This window comes from Amycolatopsis sp. NPDC051371 (assembly GCF_040682155.1).
GTDB lineage: Bacteria > Actinomycetota > Actinomycetes > Mycobacteriales > Pseudonocardiaceae > Amycolatopsis.
This window is the reverse complement of sequence record NZ_JBFBAG010000062.1, coordinates 18,316-34,191: the sequence shown is the minus strand read 5'-3', so window position 1 is coordinate 34,191 and position 15,876 is coordinate 18,316. Positions and strand designations below refer to the sequence as shown.

The 15,876-nt window shown below is 72.0% G+C and carries 12 protein-coding genes; 7 read left to right on the top strand and 5 right to left on the bottom strand.

Going from position 1 to position 15,876, the window contains the following annotated elements; translation table 11 throughout:
- Nucleotides 1-153: 153 nt before the first annotated feature.
- Nucleotides 154-3,402, bottom strand: a complete 3,249-nt coding sequence (locus AB0M59_RS46780; RefSeq protein ID WP_364628606.1) for a BTAD domain-containing putative transcriptional regulator — start codon at nucleotides 3,400-3,402, stop codon at nucleotides 154-156.
- 180 nt (nucleotides 3,403-3,582) lie between these two features.
- Here AB0M59_RS46780 and AB0M59_RS46775 point away from each other — a divergent pair, with 180 nt between their 5' ends.
- The 4 genes from AB0M59_RS46775 (at nucleotide 3,583) to AB0M59_RS46760 (ending at nucleotide 6,131) form a co-directional block, all read left to right on the top strand.
- Nucleotides 3,583-3,840: a WXG100 family type VII secretion target gene (locus tag AB0M59_RS46775; protein WP_364628603.1), complete on the top strand. Its 258-nt coding sequence runs from the start codon at nucleotides 3,583-3,585 to the stop codon at nucleotides 3,838-3,840.
- Nucleotides 3,837-4,091 carry a hypothetical protein gene (locus AB0M59_RS46770; RefSeq protein ID WP_364628601.1) on the top strand — a complete coding sequence of 85 codons (255 nt, stop codon included), beginning with the start codon at nucleotides 3,837-3,839 and terminating at the stop codon, nucleotides 4,089-4,091. The genes AB0M59_RS46775 and AB0M59_RS46770 overlap by 4 nt, the downstream gene beginning before the upstream one ends.
- 63 nt (nucleotides 4,092-4,154) lie before the next feature.
- Nucleotides 4,155-4,757 carry a response regulator transcription factor gene (locus AB0M59_RS46765; protein WP_285476539.1) on the top strand — a complete coding sequence of 201 codons (603 nt, stop codon included), beginning with the start codon at nucleotides 4,155-4,157 and terminating at the stop codon, nucleotides 4,755-4,757.
- 48 nt (nucleotides 4,758-4,805) lie between these two features.
- Entirely contained in the window at nucleotides 4,806-6,131 is a 1,326-nt protein-coding gene (locus tag AB0M59_RS46760) for an amidase family protein (RefSeq protein WP_364628598.1), read from the top strand.
- A gap of 143 nt (nucleotides 6,132-6,274) precedes the next feature.
- On the opposite strand, the gene AB0M59_RS46755 is transcribed toward AB0M59_RS46760, so the two are convergent.
- The 4 genes from AB0M59_RS46755 to AB0M59_RS46740 form a co-directional block, all read right to left on the bottom strand.
- The gene (locus tag AB0M59_RS46755; RefSeq protein WP_364628595.1) at nucleotides 6,275-7,435 is read right to left on the bottom strand and encodes a cell division protein DivIVA; all 1,161 of its coding nucleotides are present in this window, start codon (nucleotides 7,433-7,435) and stop codon (nucleotides 6,275-6,277) included.
- A gap of 116 nt (nucleotides 7,436-7,551) precedes the next feature.
- A complete protein-coding gene (locus AB0M59_RS46750; RefSeq protein ID WP_364628592.1) occupies nucleotides 7,552-9,546 on the bottom strand; it encodes an SDR family oxidoreductase in 1,995 nt (664 codons plus the stop codon).
- Nucleotides 9,547-9,646: 100 nt separating this feature from the next.
- Complete coding sequence (locus tag AB0M59_RS46745) at nucleotides 9,647-10,507, bottom strand: class F sortase (protein ID WP_364628589.1); 861 nt, start codon at nucleotides 10,505-10,507, stop codon at nucleotides 9,647-9,649.
- 6 nt (nucleotides 10,508-10,513) lie between these two features.
- Entirely contained in the window at nucleotides 10,514-11,959 is a 1,446-nt protein-coding gene (locus AB0M59_RS46740) for a hypothetical protein (RefSeq protein WP_364628587.1), read from the bottom strand.
- A gap of 320 nt (nucleotides 11,960-12,279) precedes the next feature.
- On the opposite strand from AB0M59_RS46740, the gene AB0M59_RS46735 reads away from it, so the two are divergent.
- The 3 genes from AB0M59_RS46735 (at nucleotide 12,280) to AB0M59_RS46725 (ending at nucleotide 15,666) form a co-directional block, all read left to right on the top strand.
- A complete protein-coding gene (locus AB0M59_RS46735; RefSeq protein ID WP_364628584.1) occupies nucleotides 12,280-13,113 on the top strand; it encodes a Bax inhibitor-1/YccA family protein in 834 nt (277 codons plus the stop codon).
- A 194-nt stretch (nucleotides 13,114-13,307) separates the two neighbouring features.
- Complete coding sequence (locus AB0M59_RS46730) at nucleotides 13,308-14,009, top strand: hypothetical protein (protein ID WP_364628668.1); 702 nt, start codon at nucleotides 13,308-13,310, stop codon at nucleotides 14,007-14,009.
- Nucleotides 14,010-14,133: 124 nt separating this feature from the next.
- Entirely contained in the window at nucleotides 14,134-15,666 is a 1,533-nt protein-coding gene (locus AB0M59_RS46725) for a DHA2 family efflux MFS transporter permease subunit (RefSeq protein WP_364628581.1), read from the top strand.
- The last annotated feature ends 210 nt before the right edge of the window (nucleotides 15,667-15,876 follow it).

Sequence of the window (15,876 nt, the reverse complement as noted above, 5' to 3'; positions counted from 1 at the left end):
CATGAAAGGTCGTTCACTGCGTCGGACGCGATGAACGAGTCGTTCATGGCGTCGCGCCCGTGCCTCGGCCGCGCGGCCAAACGTCTTGAATGACTCATTCAGGTCTTCGGAGGTCCTGAACGACTCATTCAAGACCACTGGAGGCGGCCGGCCTCACTCCCCGGCGACCGCCCGGGACCGCACCGAGCCGGCCCGCCGGATCCCGAACGGCTGGATCCGGCTCTCCGCGCGCCGCATGTCCCACGTCGCGCCCATCCCCGTGTACGCCGTCAGGGCCACCCGGAACGCCGTCCGCGCGTCGTCCAACCGGCCCGACTCCGCCAGCAGGATCGCCGCGTCCTCGGTCGCTTTGGCCCGCTTCAGCAACCGGCCCGCCGCCCGGTAGTGCGAGACCGCCGTCAGCACCGGTTCGGGATCTCCCGTGACCAGCCCGCGGCAGTGCGCGGCCGCCGCCGCGTGCGCCGGGGGGACCTCGCCCTCCGGGGTCAGCAAGTGCACCGCACGCTGGGCGAGGTCGGACTCGCCGAGCCGCAAGCTGAGGCGCACCAGGTCCGGGAGCCACTGGTGGCGTGCCGCGGGCGGGTAGTGCTCCTCCAGCAGCGGCAGCAACGCGGCCAGCGCCGCTTCGGGCCGGCCGTCCTGCTCGGCCAGCAGCGCGCGGGCCGCGAGCACGAAGTCGCCGCCGTCGGGCTCGAGACCCGGGGGCCACTGCTGCCGGCCCGCCGCGTCGAGGTGCGTCCCGGCCAGGACCCGCTGGCCACGGTGCCCGGCGATCAGCGCGCCGACGCCGTGCACCAGCAACGCCGAACCGGGGCTGCGCAAGACGTACGACGCCGTTTCCGCGCCGTCGCGGATCACCGCGTCCAGCTCGGACAGGGCCTCGGGCCAGCGGCCCAGCCAGTAGTAGTGCACCGCGCCGGCCAGGTGCATCTCGCCCGGCACCGCGCGCGTCGCGGCGATCCGCCGGGCGGCTTCGAGGGGCTCGGCGGCCTCGTCGAGGCTGTCGAGCGTCGGCATGGACAGCGCCGCGTCGTCCAGCGGGTGCAGCCCGGCCGGCGCCAGGGCCGTCTCCTCGCCGAGCCGCTCCAGCGTGGCCAGCAGCGACTCGTGGCGCCCGCGCCACATCTCCGGGACGTCGGCGTCGTCGAGCGTCCGCTTCAGCTCGGCCGTCGCCTCGGCGAAGTCGCCGCGGCGGTAGTAGACGTACGCCAGGATCCAGCGCATCTCGGCGGCGCGCCTGCTGTCGGACGTCCGCGCGACGACCGAGCGCGCCTCCGCCTCGGGCTCGCGGCCGAGCCAGAACAGCAGCCGCGCGAGCGTCGCCGTCAGCGTCTCCCGCGCGTCCGGCGGCAGCGTGCCCTGCGTGACGGCGTGGCGCAGCAGGTCGACGGCGACGCGCGGGGTCTCGGTGGCGACCGCGCCGATGTTGTCCAGCAGCCACGTCGTCACCCACGGATCGACCTGCGCGGGCGCGGCCGCGAGCTGCTCGGCGACGCGGTCGGCGGGAGCGCGCGCGGCGGCGAACGCCTCGGCCAGCTGCCGGTGCAGCGCCACCCGCATCGCCGCCGGCGTCTTTTCGTAGAGCACCCGGCGCAGCAACGAGTGCCGGAACGCCAGCCGGTCGCCCGACTCGACGAGCACGCCGGACGTGATCGCCTCGTCGACCGCGCCGACCAGCGCCGTCGGCGGCCGCTCGGTGGCGACGGCGATGTCCGACAGCGAGAACTCCCGGCCCAGCAGCGCGGCCCAGCGCAGCGTGTCGCGGGTGCCGCTGGAGAGGAAGCTCAGGTACAGCGTGATCCGCGACGCCAGCGGCGCCGGGATGGTCTGGAACGAGTTGCCGTCCAGGTGCGCGTGGACGCCGTCGAGCACGATCATCGACTGCGTCAGCAGCGTCTCGACGATTTCCCTGACGTAGCGCGGGTTTCCGGACCCGTAGGACACCAGCGCCCGCAGCCCCGGCCCGGGTGGCGCGCCCACCAGCTCGGTGGCCAGCTCGTGCGTCTCCGCGTCGGCCAGCGGCGGCAGCGCGAGCACGGTGGTGACATCGTTGTCGAGTTCGGCTCTCAGTTCGTCGAGCGCGGCCGGTCGAGGCACCGGCCGGCACGCGCCGACCAGCAGCAGCGGCAGCTCCCGCGTCTCCCGGCTCAGGTACCGCCAGACGCGCAACGTGGTGTCGTCGGCCCAGTGCAGGTCGTCGACCGCGAGCACCAGTGGCGCCTCCGCGCACAGTTCGCGGACCAGCCCCAGCAGGCTGTCGACCGGGTCCTCGTCGGACCGTTCGGCGAGCCGGGCGGCCAGGTTCGCGCGGCGCTCGTCGGTGGCCCGCGGGTGCACGCCCAGCGCGTCGAGCAGCGGCCGCAGGGCGAACCGCTGGTCCAGCGCGTCCGCGGCCGCGAAGGCGGGCCGGAAGTCCTGGGTCATGGCGAGCAGTTCGGCCAGCAGCGCCGTCCGGCCGCTGCCCGGTTCGCCTTCGAGCCACAGTGAACGCCCGGTGCCGTCGCCGAGCTCGGTGACGGCTTCGTACAGCCTGGCCAGCTCGGCCTCCCGGCCGACGAAGACGTCGGCGCGGTCCGGCATCGACGTGACGGGCGAGCGCGGCACGCGCACGGTCGGCGGCGGTTTCGGCGCCGGCTCGTCCCGCAGCTCGTCGTGCAGGCGCCGCAGCGCGGGGCCCGGCTCGGTGCCCGAGGACTCGACGAGCCGGTCGCGGACGTCGGCGTAGACCGCGATCGCCTCGGTCCGCCGGTCGGAGCGGGCCAGCGCACGCATCAGCAGGCCGCGCAGCGTCTCGCGGAAGGGGTGTTCGCGGGTCAGCGCGGTCAGCTCGGCGATGAGTTCGGCGTGCCCGCCCGACTCCAGCACGATCTCGGCGCGCCGCTCGATCGTCGCCAGCCGCACCTCGGCCAGCCGCGCGCGCTGGGCGGCGGCGAACGGCCCGGGCAGGCCCGACAGCGGGACGCCGTGCCAGAGGTCGAGGGCTTCGTCGAGTGCTTCGCGCGCACCGCGCGGATCGCCGGCCGACTGCTTGCGCTGGGCCAGTTCCCGCAGCGTTTCGAACCGGTGGACGTCGATCGCGCCGGCGTCCAGGCGGAGTGAGTAGCCGGACCCGATCGACGCCAGCAGCTGCGGGCCCTCGCCCTTGGCGCGGCCGGGTTCGAGCGCGCGCCGCAGGCCGGAGACGTAGGTGTAGATGGAGCCCTGGGCGCTCTGCGGCGGGGCCTCGCCCCAGACGGCGTCGATCAGCTCCTCGCGCGAAACCGTGCGGTTCGGATTCATCGCCAGTACGGCGAGAACCGTCCGACGGTGCGCGGAGCCGAGGTCGAGCTCCGATTCGCCCTGCCACGCCTTGACCGGGCCGAGCATTTGGAGTCTCGGTGCGGAGCCGTCCGCAGCCGACATCGGTCTCCCTTCGTGCGCTGACGAACCGTCACGCGCCGGATGCCTGACGTGAGCATACGCGGCTGCCGTGAACCGCCAGGCAAGGATGGCGGACATTCGGGCAACGGCGGACGGGCCGGGGTTCCGCCGGGCCGCGGGGTGCGCGACCCTCGGTCCGCCGAGACCTCGAGGAGCCCGAAAATGGCCGCAGCCGAGCCGACGGAGGACATGAAACGCGCCGCCGTCCGCTTCGCGTACGCCATCGAAGCGGCCGGTGCCCACCTCCGCGACGTCAACAGCGAGATGGCGCTGGCGCAGGCGTCGTGGCGCGGCGAGGCGTCGGTGCGGTTCGGCCAGGCGATGAGCGACTGGGAGCAGGAGTTCGACGTGATGCTTTCGCGGCTGGTCCGGCTGTTCGAGCTGACCGGCGGCGGCGTGCCGAGGCAGCGGCGGTCATGACGCGCCGCGAGCTCGACTTCGGCTTCGCCGATCTGGTGCTGGACCGGATGGGGGCGATCACCGGTGAGCTGGGCGACCTGCTCGCCGAGCTGGAGTCCACTGTGGAGCCCGAGCTGGCCGGCTGGACCGCCGAAGCGCGGGAGGAGTACCTGCGCGCGAAGCGCGACTGGGGCCGGGCGGCCGAGCGGATGCCGGGGTGCCTGGAGCGCGCGCGGGACGCGGTCGGCGAGCTGGCTCGCGGCGTCCGGTGACTTCTTCACGCGCGTGAAGACGGAATAGGGAAGGCGTGAAGACCCGCCGTCCACACTGCTGTCATGAAGCCCGTCGAAGTGACCGTCCTCGCCTCGGACCCGATCACGCACGCCGGCGCGGTGACCCTGCTGGAGGCCCATCCGGACGTCCGGATCACCGATCTCGTGCCGGACGTGCTGCTGGTGATGGAGGAGCACGTCACGGAGGCGGTACTGGGTGAGGTCCGCGCGGCGAAGGCGTCACACGTCGTGCTGGTGGTCGAGCACTTCCGCGAGAGCGACCTGATGTCGGTGCTGGAGAGCGGCGTCGTGGCGATCCTGCCGCGCCGTGAGACCGGTGGCGCCGAGCTGGTGACGGCGGTGCTCGCCGCGGGCGACGGCACGGCGAACCTGCCGCCGCGGCTGCAGGGGGCGCTGCTTTCGCAGGTCCAGCGGATGCGCAAGGACGTCCTGGAGCCGAACGGGCTGACGCTGTCGGGGCTCGCGGCGCGCGAGTGCGACGTGCTGCGCCTGGTCGCCGAGGGCTTCGGGACCGAGGAGATCGCCGCGAAGCTGTGCTACTCGGAGCGGACCGTGAAGAACGTCCTCTACGGCCTGATGACGCGTTGCGGCCTCAACAACCGCGCCCACGCCGTCGCCTACGCGCTGCGGGCGGGCGCGATCTGAGACGTTTTCCTTGCCACTGTCACCTTTCGGTGGGCTAGGGTCGCGATCATGGTGTTGACCGCAGCAGAGATCGCCGCCTCGGTGCGGGCCGGCGACCTCGACCCGGTGCAGGTGACGAAGGAAGCCCTCGACCGGATCGCCGCGGCGGACGGCGTCGTCGGCGCGTTCCGCCGGGTGCGGGCGGAGGAGGCACTCGCGGAGGCCGCTTCGGTGGCCGCGCGGCCCGATCTCGCGTCGCTGCCGCTGGCCGGGGTGCCGGTCGCGGTCAAGGACGTCACGGAGATCGCGGGCGAGTACGCGTCGCACGGTTCGCTGGCCGGGCCGACCTCGCTTGCCGGGGAGGACGGCGTGATCGCGGCGCGGCTGCGGGCGGCCGGCGCGGTGCTCGTCGGGCTGACGCGGGTGCCGGAGCTGTGCGTCTGGCCGATGAGCGACACCCCGGACGGCATCGCCCGCAACCCCTGGGACCCGACGTACGCCTCGGGCGGCTCGTCCGGCGGCAGCGCGGCGGCGGTGGCGGCGGGGCTGGTCCCCCTGGCGCACGGCACGGACGGCATGGGCTCGGTCCGGCTGCCGGCGGCGATGTGCGGGCTGGTCGGGCTGAAGCCGGGCGCGGACCTGCTCGCCGAAGGCGGCTGGTTCGGCATGTCGGTGCACGGCCCGCTGGCCACGACGGTCGCCGACGCGGCTCTGCTGGTCTCGGTACTGGCTTCGGATCCTGCGCTGGGGGTGGTTTCGCCGCCGCCGACTTCGCGGATCGGGATGTCGACGACGGTGCCGCTGCTGCGCACACCGGTGCCCCGCGAGCTGGTCGCGGCGGTTTCGCAGGCGGCGGGGCTGCTGGCGTCGGCCGGGCACACGATCTCGTCCTCCGCACCGCGCTACCCGGCGACGATGGTCCTGGGCATGACGGCCCGCTGGTGCGCGGGCCCGGCTCAGCAGGCCGCGGGCTTCGACTTCGGCCGCTTCCAGCGCCGGACGCGCACGCACGTGCGGGTGGGCCGGGTGATCGAGCGAATGGGCCTGATCCGCTCGCGAACGCGGGACCGGTGGATTTCGCGGGCTTCGGAGTTCTTCGAGTCCCACGACGTGTTGATGACGCCGACGCTGTCGCACTGGCCGGTGAAGGCGGGCCGCTGGCACGAGCGCCGGTGGCTGACGAACGTCCTGCCGTCGACGCGCCTGGCCGGGTTCACGGGCCAGTGGAACCTGGCGGGCTACCCGGCGATCACGGTCCCGGTGGGCCGGTCGGTCAGGTCTGGCTTGCCGACTTCGGTGCAGCTGGTGGCGAAGCCGGGCGGGGAGTCGCTGCTGCTGGGCCTGGCGGCCCAACTCGAGTCGGCGAACCCGTGGCCGAGGACCGCCCGCGGCTGAGCGCCCCAATGCCACATTGGGTGCGTGGGACGCACCGAACGCCACATTGGAGCGCTGTGGACAACTCGCGCCGGACGACCGGAACTGTCGGTGCCCGCCGGTAGCGTGGAAAACGGGGGCTGCTCAGGCCCGGTTTTGGAGTCTCAGGAACCCGGCTTGCTCGCCGTCGGGGACAGCGGCTTCACGCCGTTCCCGTTTCCGTTCGCCGGCTTGGTCGCCGGGCCGTTCTGCCTCGGGGCGTTGGCCGGCTTCGCGGCCTGGGCGGGCTTGGGTGCCGCGGCCTTCACCGCCGGCTTGGCCGCCGCCGGGATCGACGGCTGGACCACCGGCACGACCGGCGCCGAAGGCGTCGTCGCGGATTCGGCGGAGTCGCCGCCCACCAGCTTGGACGCCTGGGGGATCACCGCTTCCTCCGGCAGCGTCGCCAGCTGTGTCTCGCTGCGGTTGAGGATGTCCTCCGCCGCCGCCAGGCTCTTGCGGGCCTGCTCGCGGATCTCCGCCAGCCGCTCGACCTTGCGGTTCGCCGCCGTCGTGCGCTGGGCCGCCTGGGTCGTCGCCTCGTCGAGCCGGCGCCGGGCTTCCGCCGTGGCCTCGTCGAGCCGCCGCTTGGCCTCCGCTGTCGCCTCCGCGAGCCGGCGCTCGGCCTGGTTCTTGCTCGCCGTGCGCTGGTCGGCGACGTGCTTCTCCAGCGCCGCCTTCTGAGCCGCCTGGGACGACTCGAACTCGCGCTCGATCTTCCGCCGCTTCCGCTCGGCCTCGTTGTCCAGCAGCTCCCGCCGCTGGGCCGCCTCGACGGTCAGCCGCTGCACCTCCGCGCGCGTCTCGGCGAGCGCGCTCTCGTGCTCCGAGTGCAGCAGGTCGGCCTGCTTGTCCAGCTCCGCGACGAGCTTCGTGTACCGCTCACGCAGCTTCGTCGACGCCTCGGTCGAACCCGCCCACGTCTTCTCCGCGGCGGCCTCGGCGCGCTTGATGATCTCGTCCGCGCGGGCCTGCGCGAGCGTGACCGTCCGCTGCATCCGCTCGTCGAGGTCCTCGAGCCGCTCCGGCGGTTTCTTCAGCTCCTCGATGCGCGCTTCCAGCGAAGCCACCTTCGACCGGACCGACTCGGCCTCGCGGGTCGCGGCGGCGGCCTGCGCCACCGCGGCGTCGCGATCGCTGAGCACGCGGCGCAGCTGGGCCTCGACGTGGTCGAGGTACTGCCGGACTTCATTGCGGTCGAAGCCGTGCCAGGCCTGCGTGTATTCACGACGAAGGGGGAGAAGGCCGTTGAGGGCGGTTGCGGCGGGATCGCGCTCAGGAACCATGCGCCCGACCGTACCCGGGCACCGTCCGCTTACGCCGGTCGGCTTAACAAATCACCAACACGTGTCGCGGTCCTGGCGGCGCGTCGCCGGAATGGCCGTACCCGGAAAACGCTGAGTCACCAGTGGAACCCACGCGAAAGCCGGGCGAGAGCCATCGCCGCACGCGAGAGGTGTTTCTCGCCACGCCCGATCTTGAGTCCGCCCGAACCGCCCGCCGCGGTCGAATCCGGGAAGATCCGGAAACCCTGGTACGCGACGGCGTCGGTGAGGCCCGGCGTGAGCGTGTAGGCCAGCCCGATCGCCTGCCCGGCCGGGGTCCCGATGTGCTTGGGCCGCTCGACGAGCGCCTTCATCACCATGTCCGCGGCCTGCTCCGGCGACTTCGTCGGGAACGCGTCGTAGATCTTCGTCGGCCGGATCATCGGCGTGCGCACGAGTGGCATGTGGATGGTGGTGAACGTGATCCCGTCGCCGTGCGTCTCGGTCGCCGCGATCCGCGAGAAGTAGTCCAGCGCCGCCTTCGACGCCGCGTACGCCGAGAAGCGCGGCGCGATGCCCTGGACGCCGATCGACGACACGTTCACGATGTGCCCGAACTTCCGCTCGGACATGTGCGGCAGCACCGCGAGGATCAGCCGGACCGCGCCGAAGTAGTTGATGGCCATCGCGCGCTCGTAGTCGTGCATCCGGTCGTACGAAAGCCGGATCGACCGGCGGATCGACCGGCCGGCGTTGTTGACCAGCATGTCGATCCGGCCGTGCTCGGCCAGCATCGCGTCGACGGCCTTGTGCACCGAGTCCTCGTCGGTGAGGTCGGCCGGGTACACCGACGCCGTGCCGCCGGCGGCGACGATCTCGTCGCGGACCTCTTCGAGCTCGTGCTGGCGGCGCGCGACGAGCAGCGGGACGCCGCCCGCGGCCGCCACCATCAACGCCGTCGCGCGGCCGATGCCGGAGGACGCGCCGGTGATGATCACGCGGCGGCCGTCCAGCTCGCCGCGCGGGCCGTGCTTGCGCGCGCGGAACGGGTCGAGGTGCTCGCGCCAGTAGCGCCACAGCGTCGGCGCGTACCCCTCCAGCCGCGGCACCTCGACGGTGCCGGCCAGCGCCTTGCGCGTCTCGGCCGAGGAGAACACCGACGGGAACGCCATGGTGTCCAGCAGCACCGGCGGGATGCCGAACCGCTCCATCACGGCGTCGCGGGCGATGGTGACGCCGGGGATGTGCTCGGTCAGCTTGACCAGCCCGACGATCCGCTTGGAGAGGCCTTCGCCGAACTGCGCGGTGATCGTCGGCGCGCCCGCGGCCTTAGCGAAGGCGTTGTACACGGAGACGACCGGCTGCGGCTCGGGGTTGACCAGGTGGAAGGCGTGGCCGTCGAGCCCGGGCTTGACCACGAGCTCCAGCAGCGCCTTGGCGACGTAGTCGACCGGCACGATGTTGGTGTCGCCGAGGTCCGGGCCGACCAGCGGCAGGACGTCCGGCAGCCCGGCGAGCCGATTGATCGCCGGGAAGAGGTAGTACGGACCGTCGATCTTGTCCATTTCGCCGGTCTCGGAGTGGCCGACGACGACCGCGGGCCGGTACACCCGCCACGGCACCTCGTCCTGCTCGCGGACGATCTTCTCGGCCTCGAACTTGGTCCGGTGGTACGGCGTGACCAGCCGCTGCCCGGCGTCGAACATCTCCTCGGTGAAGACGCCTTCGTGGTCGCCCGCGACGGCCACCGAAGACACGTGGTGCAGGCAGCCGGCGCGCAGGTCCGCGGCGAGGCCGACGACGGCGCGCGTGCCGTCCACATTGGCCTTGATGCTTTCCTCGTCGTCGGCGGTGAGGTCGTAGAGCGCGGCCAGGTGGACGATGTGGTCGACGCCGCCGCGCAGCTCGTCGCGGTCCGCTTCGGACACGCCGAGCAGCGGCTCGCCGAGGTCGCCGGTGACCAGCGTGACGCGGTCGGAGTGCGGCCACTGGTCGACCAGCGCGGCCAGCTTCGCTTTCGAGGACGCGCGCACGAGCAGCGCGACGCGGTCCTCGTCGGGGCGGGAGAGCAGCAGCCGGGTGAACTGGCGCCCGATCAGTCCGGTCGCCCCGGTCACCAAGAACGTCGCCATCGTCTCTCACCTCTCGCTGCCTCGCCCTGACTCTGGGCATTCTGCTGCATGCGAGCGTCACTGACCACCGCGTCGAAACGTGATGTTACCCACGAGTAACTTATTCGGGGTCCGCGACGACGACGCGGTTCTCCTCGTAGCCGTCCGAGCCGCCGACCCAGCGGCCCCCGCACGTCACCAGCACCACGCGGTGCGGGCCGGACTGGCCGAACAGGTCGTCGGCCCGCGCGGGCAGGTCGTCCTTGTGCACCGTGACCAGCTGGGAGATCCGGTAGCGCCAGGTCTTGCCCGCACTGTCCACAATGGTCACGACGTCGTCGATCCCGGCGCTCCAGAGCTCGGCGAACGGCCCGGTGGCGCCCCGCCAGTTCACGTGCCCGGCGAAGACGCTCGCCCCACCGGCGGCGTCCAGCCCGGCACCCCACCAGGTCGCCTGGCCGAGGTCGTTCGGGACGGGCAGCTCACCGCCGGGGCCGAGGTCCGTGCGCACCAGGGTGGCCGTGCCGCCGGCGGGCAGCCGGACGGTGCCCGGTGGCTGAGGCGGCGGGGCCGGCGGGGGCGCGGTCGACGACGGAGCCTGGGCGGCCGGGACGGCGGGTGCGGTGCTCGTCGACGGCTGCGGTGCGGGGGCGGCCGGCCGGGCCGCCGGAGCGGCGGCACCCGCGGCGGGCAGCGCGGTGCCGGCCACGACGGCCACCGGCGGTGAGGTGACCACGGACGAGCCGAGCTGGACCGCGAGCACCGTCGCCGCGCCGAGCGCGAAGCCGGCGAGCAGCCGGCCGCGGCGTGGCTTCGGTGCGGCTGGGGTCCGGTGGCCGCCGGTTCGCCGGTCGTCGCTCTGCCGGTCGTCGCGGGCGGGCCATTCGTCGCGGGCGGGCCAGGGGTCGCCGGGTTGCCAGTCGGCGCCGTGCTGCCAGTCGTCGACGAACCAGCTGTCGTCCTGCCTGTCGTTGCCTGCCATCCCGGACTACCTGCGCGAGGCCCGTCGCGCGGCGAAGCCGACCAGCCCGGCGCCCAGCAGCACCAGCAGCCCGAGCCCGGCCAGCCCCGGCGCGGAGTAGCTCGTCTCGACCGCGCCTCGCGCCTGCACGACCGGCGCGTCCCCGGCCGGGATCGCGCGCGGCACCTCGTTCGGCTTGTTCACCACGGACAACGCCAGCGTCTCGCCCGGCTTCATCGTTCCGCACGCCGACGGCGGGTTCTTCGGGTCGTACGCGTTCGTGTACCCCGGCGGCGGGCCGGCTTCCACGACGCAGATCTCCTGCGGCGCGCGAAGGTTCTCGACCGTCACGCCGCCGGTCGCCCCGTCGGTGGTGACGACCGCGGGCTTGCCGTCGGCGCCGGTGAGCGGCTTGCCGTCCTGGCCGAGCGCGGCCGTCGTCTTGTCCTCGCCGGTGATCCGCAGGACCGCGCCGCCGACGCCCTTGCCCGTGTTCGCGTCGGTCTTCGTCACCTTCACCTGGCCCGGCTTGGCGAGCGCGATGACGCCCTGCGTCGTCAGTTCCTTCTCGCCGCCGGTGGAGACGACGCGCTGCTTCGCCGTGTCGACCGGCACCCGCACGTACGGCCGGTCGGCGGGTGCGGACAGCGACGCGACGAGCTTCGGCCGCTCACCCGTCGGGGTCAGCTTCACCTGCACGGTGCCGTCGGCGCCGGTCTTGATGGTGACGTCCTTCGCCGCGCCCTGCGGGCTCGAGTTCCCGGCGGTGCCGGCGCTCTCGCCGTCGCCGAGGGTCGCGTCGGTCGCCGTCAGCTTCACCGGGACGTCGGAGACGCCTTTGCCCTTGGCGTTCTTCACCGTGAAGGTCCACTCCGCGGGCTCGCCGGGGTACTGCGGACCCTCAGGTGTGGTCATCGACGCCGTCCACGGGCCGCGGTTCGCCTCGGCCTCGGTCCGGAGCCGCTCGACGGCGGCCTTGGCGGCCGCGGGCAGGTGCTCGAGGTGGACCGGCGCGTCGTAGGCGATCTTGGCGCCGGGCAGGGACGCGTCGAGGTCGGCGGACGTGCGGGGCGCCGCGGTCCAGGAGTGCAGCAGGTGGGCCAGCGCCGCGGCCTCGTCCGGGTCCTTCGTGCCGCCGTAGCGCAGCAACAGGTAGGAGATGTTCGCCGCCTGGTCCGCCGGCAGTTTCGTGCCCCACTTGGTGAGCAGCTCGTCGCCGGGCTGGTACGTCTCGTCGGTGTCGGGCGCCTTGAGCTGGAAGCTCACGCAGAAGACCTGCTGCCCGCCGACCACGTAGGAGCCCAGCCAGTCGTCGCCGGTGCCCTCCTGACCCGTGATGCGGTAGCCGATGCCTTCCTGGCTCGCGGCCGACGCGGCGGGGGCGCCGGTCACGGAGAGGGCGGCGAGCAGCGCCGCGGCGACCAGACCGGTGAGCGCGCGGTAACCCGCGCGCGGGCGTGTTGACCACCTCATGGTGTGTAGGCTCCTTCGTCGGACGTGCGGCGACGGCAGCTGCGTCTCCGCAGGTCACACGATTGATCAACTCCCCGACGCGCGTACGGTGAACGACCGGGCACGCCAAGTGAGCGTCGCGCCGGAGGGGCCGGACTGTCTACCGCCCTTCGGGTGGCGGTCGATCAACGGTCGTGATCCCGGTCGCATACCGTGTCCGTCGTGGCCACGGGCCTGCCGTCGAGTAAAGTCGCCTTTACTCGACGGGAACCGCACGTACCCGGCGGTCGTTGAACCCGATGCAGCGTCGATCCACGAAGCAGCAGATCCAGGAGGATCAGGTGCGTTCCAGTAGCAACCCGGCGTTCCGCAACCTGCCCCGCGGCGGAACCCAGACTCACGGGCAGTACGGGCCCCCGGTGGGCTTCAACCAGACCCAGGGCGGCGTGCCCGGGTACGGCCCCGGCCAGGTCACCTCCGGCGACGACGACCGGCCGATGACGGTCGACGACGTTGTCGTCAAGACCGGCATGAGCCTCGGCGTCGCGCTGCTCGTCGGGATCGTGACCGCGATCTGGGCCCAGAACCAGCTGGCCGAGACCGGCCGGCTCTCCGGTGCCCTGATCGGCGCGATGATCGGCGGCCTGATCGTCGGGCTCGTCATCTCGCTGGTGATCATCTTCCGCCAGAAGCCCAGCGGTCCGCTGACGCTGATCTACTCGGCCGCCGAAGGCCTCTTCCTCGGCGCGCTGAGCGGCGTGTTCGAGGTGATCTACCCGGGCATCGCGCTGCAGGCGATCATCGGCACCGCGGGTGTCTTCATCGGCATGCTGGTGGTCTACAAGACCGGCGCGGTCAAGGTGACGCCGAAGCTGACCAAGTGGATCGTCGGGGCCGTCGTCGGCGTCGCGATCCTGATGCTGTTCAACCTGATCAGCGCGCTGGTCTTCGGCTTCAACCCGCTGCGCGACGGCGGCCCGCTCGCCATCGTGTTCAGCATCGTCTGCATCGGTATCGCGGCATTCAGTTTCCTGCTCGACTTCGACCAGGCCGACCGGATGATCCGCGAGGGCATGCCGTCGAAGTGGGCCTGGTACACCGCGTTCGGCCTGATGACGACCCTCGTCTGGCTGTACCTGGAGATCCTGCGGCTGCTGTCCTACCTCCGCGAGTAACCTGGCTCACAGTTCCCCAGTGAAGGCGCTCCGTAACCAACGGGGCGCCTTTTCTGTGGGTAATTCGTGCATATGGGGACCCCGGTGCGGATCCTGCTCACCCTGCGTGTTTGATGACCCGGTCGGTTCTTCATTTCACATGTGTGAGGTTCACAGTGAGCGTTCCCCCTCCGGCCCCCGGGGGCCAGCAGCCGGTGGGTCAGCCCGATCCCTACGGACCGCCTCCGGGCGGTCAGCAGCAGTACGGACAGCCCGGCCAGTACGGCGCGCCCGGCACTCCGCCGCAGGGCCAGCCCGGTCAGTACGGCCCGCCGCCGGGCCAGTACCCGCCGCCGCCCGGCCAGCCCGGCTTCCCGCCCGCGCCGCCCGCTCCGCCGAAGAAGTCGAAGGCCGGCCGGTTGATCGGGCTCGGCATCGGCTTGGTCGTGCTCATCGGCGTCGTGATCGCCGGGATCATCGCCTTCACGAACTCGCCGGCCAGCTCCAACGCCGGCGACTGCCTGTCGATCACCGAGTTCACCCGGGGCGGGGACGACCCGGCGAAGGCCGACTGCAACGACCCGAAGGCCAACGTCAAGATCGGCGTCAAGCTCGAAAGCGCCAGTGACGAGTGCCCGGGCGGCTCCGACGCCGGCTACGACACCTACTCGGTGAGCGGCCGCAGCTCGTACAAGCTGTGCCTGATGATCAACGCGAAGCAGGGCGACTGCCTGGCGAACTTCTCGTCGCAGACCAAGGGCTACCAGAAGGTGCCCTGCACCGACCCGACGAAGGACGCCGAGCTCGTGAAGGTCGTCGAGGGCCAGGCGAGCGACAGCGTCTGCGAGGGCACGGACGCCACGCGCGTCGCGATCTACCCGCAGCCGGCGACGACGATGTGCGTCAAGACGAACTAACACCACTCAGTCCGTCGAAGGCCTCCTCGCGCGCTTCGCGAGGAGGCCTTCCGCGTGTTCGGTCTTGTCGGTGGCCCCCGGTACTCTCGCGGGCGAATCCACGAACCTGGGGGACTTCTTCCTTATGACTACGCAAAGAACCGGCTCGGCGCCGAACGGTGACGCGCTCGACGCCGGTGTCCTGAAGGTGGCCTCCGTGGTCGTCCTCGGCGCCATCATGGCGATCCTGGACACCACGGTCGTCAACGTCGCGCTGCAGAAGCTCACGATCGAGTTCTCGACGTCGTTCGACGTCATCCAGTGGGTCGCCACGGGCTACCTGCTGGCGCTGGCCACCGTGATCCCGGTGACGGGCTGGGCGTCCGACCGGTTCGGCACCAAGCGGCTCTACATGGTCGCGATCGTGTTGTTCCTGGCGGGATCGATGCTCGCGGGGGCGGCCTGGAACATCGAAACGCTGATCTTCTTCCGCGTGCTGCAGGGCTTCGGCGGCGGCATGCTGATGCCGTGCGGCATGACGATCCTGACCCGCGCGGCCGGCCCGCAGCGAATCGGGCGCGTGATGGCGGTGCTGGGCGTGCCGATGCTGCTCGGCCCGATCGGCGGCCCGATCCTCGGCGGCTGGCTGGTCGACGCGGTGAGCTGGCGCTGGATCTTCTTCATCAACGTGCCGATCGGCATCATCACGCTGCTGCTGTCGTGGCGGCTCCTGCCGAAGGACGCCCCGGAAGGCGCCGGGCGCTTCGACTTCGTCGGCATGCTGATGGTGTCGCCGGGGCTGGCGGCGCTGATCTTCGGCGTCTCGAAGATCCCGTCCGCGGGCGGGTTCGGCGCGGTCGAGGTGTTGCTGCCGGTGCTGGCCGGGGTGGCGCTGCTGGTCGCTTTCGTGGTGCGCGCGCTCCGCGTCCCCGACCCGCTGGTGGACCTGCGGCTGTTCAAGAACCGGTCGTTCACGGTGGCGATGGTGACGATGTCGCTGTTCTTCGTCGCGTTCCTCGGCGGGATGATGCTGCTGCCGACGTACTTCCTGCTGGTGCGCGGCGAAACGACGCTGCACGCCGGGCTGCTGCTGGCCCCGCAGGGCTTCGGCGCGATGATCATGATGCCGATCACCGGCCGGCTGGCCGACAAGGTGGGCGCGCGCAAGATCGTGCTGCCGGGGATGGTGCTGCTCGTCGGTTCGATGGCGATGCTGACCCAGGTCACGGCGACCACGCCGTACTGGGTCCTGCTCTCGGCGCTGTTCGTGATGGGCCTCGGCATGGGCTGCACGATGATGCCGATCACGACGTCGGCCCTGCAGACGCTCCAGCCGAAGGACATGGCCCGCGCCTCCACGGCGACGAACATCGTCCAGCAGACGGCGGGCGCGATCGGGTCGGCGGTGATGGCGACGATCCTGGCGGCCCTGCTGGCGGGCAAGTTCGGCGTCCCGACGGCCCAGGGCCAGCTGGCCGCGACGGCGGCGATCTTCAACCCGGCCACCCACGAGGCGGCGACCGGCCTGGCGGCGGACGCCTTCTCGACGACGTTCGTGTGGTCGCTGGTCCTGGTGGTGCTGTGCGTGATCCCGGCGCTGTTCCTGCCGAAGACCCGCCCGGCGGTCCCGGCCGCGTCGGAAGGCGACGAGGTCACCCCGCCGGTGATGGTCCACTAGCCGATGTCGTGAACGACTCGTTCATATCGCCGGATGACATGAACGAGTCGTTCACCACGGTTCAGCGCGGGGGCCCGGCGAAGTCGGGTGGCCAGGCCGGAGCGGAGGCTGCTCGGGCGTCGGCGTGTCTTGAATGACTCATTCAGGACCTCCGAAGACCTGAATGAGTCATTCAAGACGTTTGGCAGGGCCGGCAGCGAGCGTGCGACC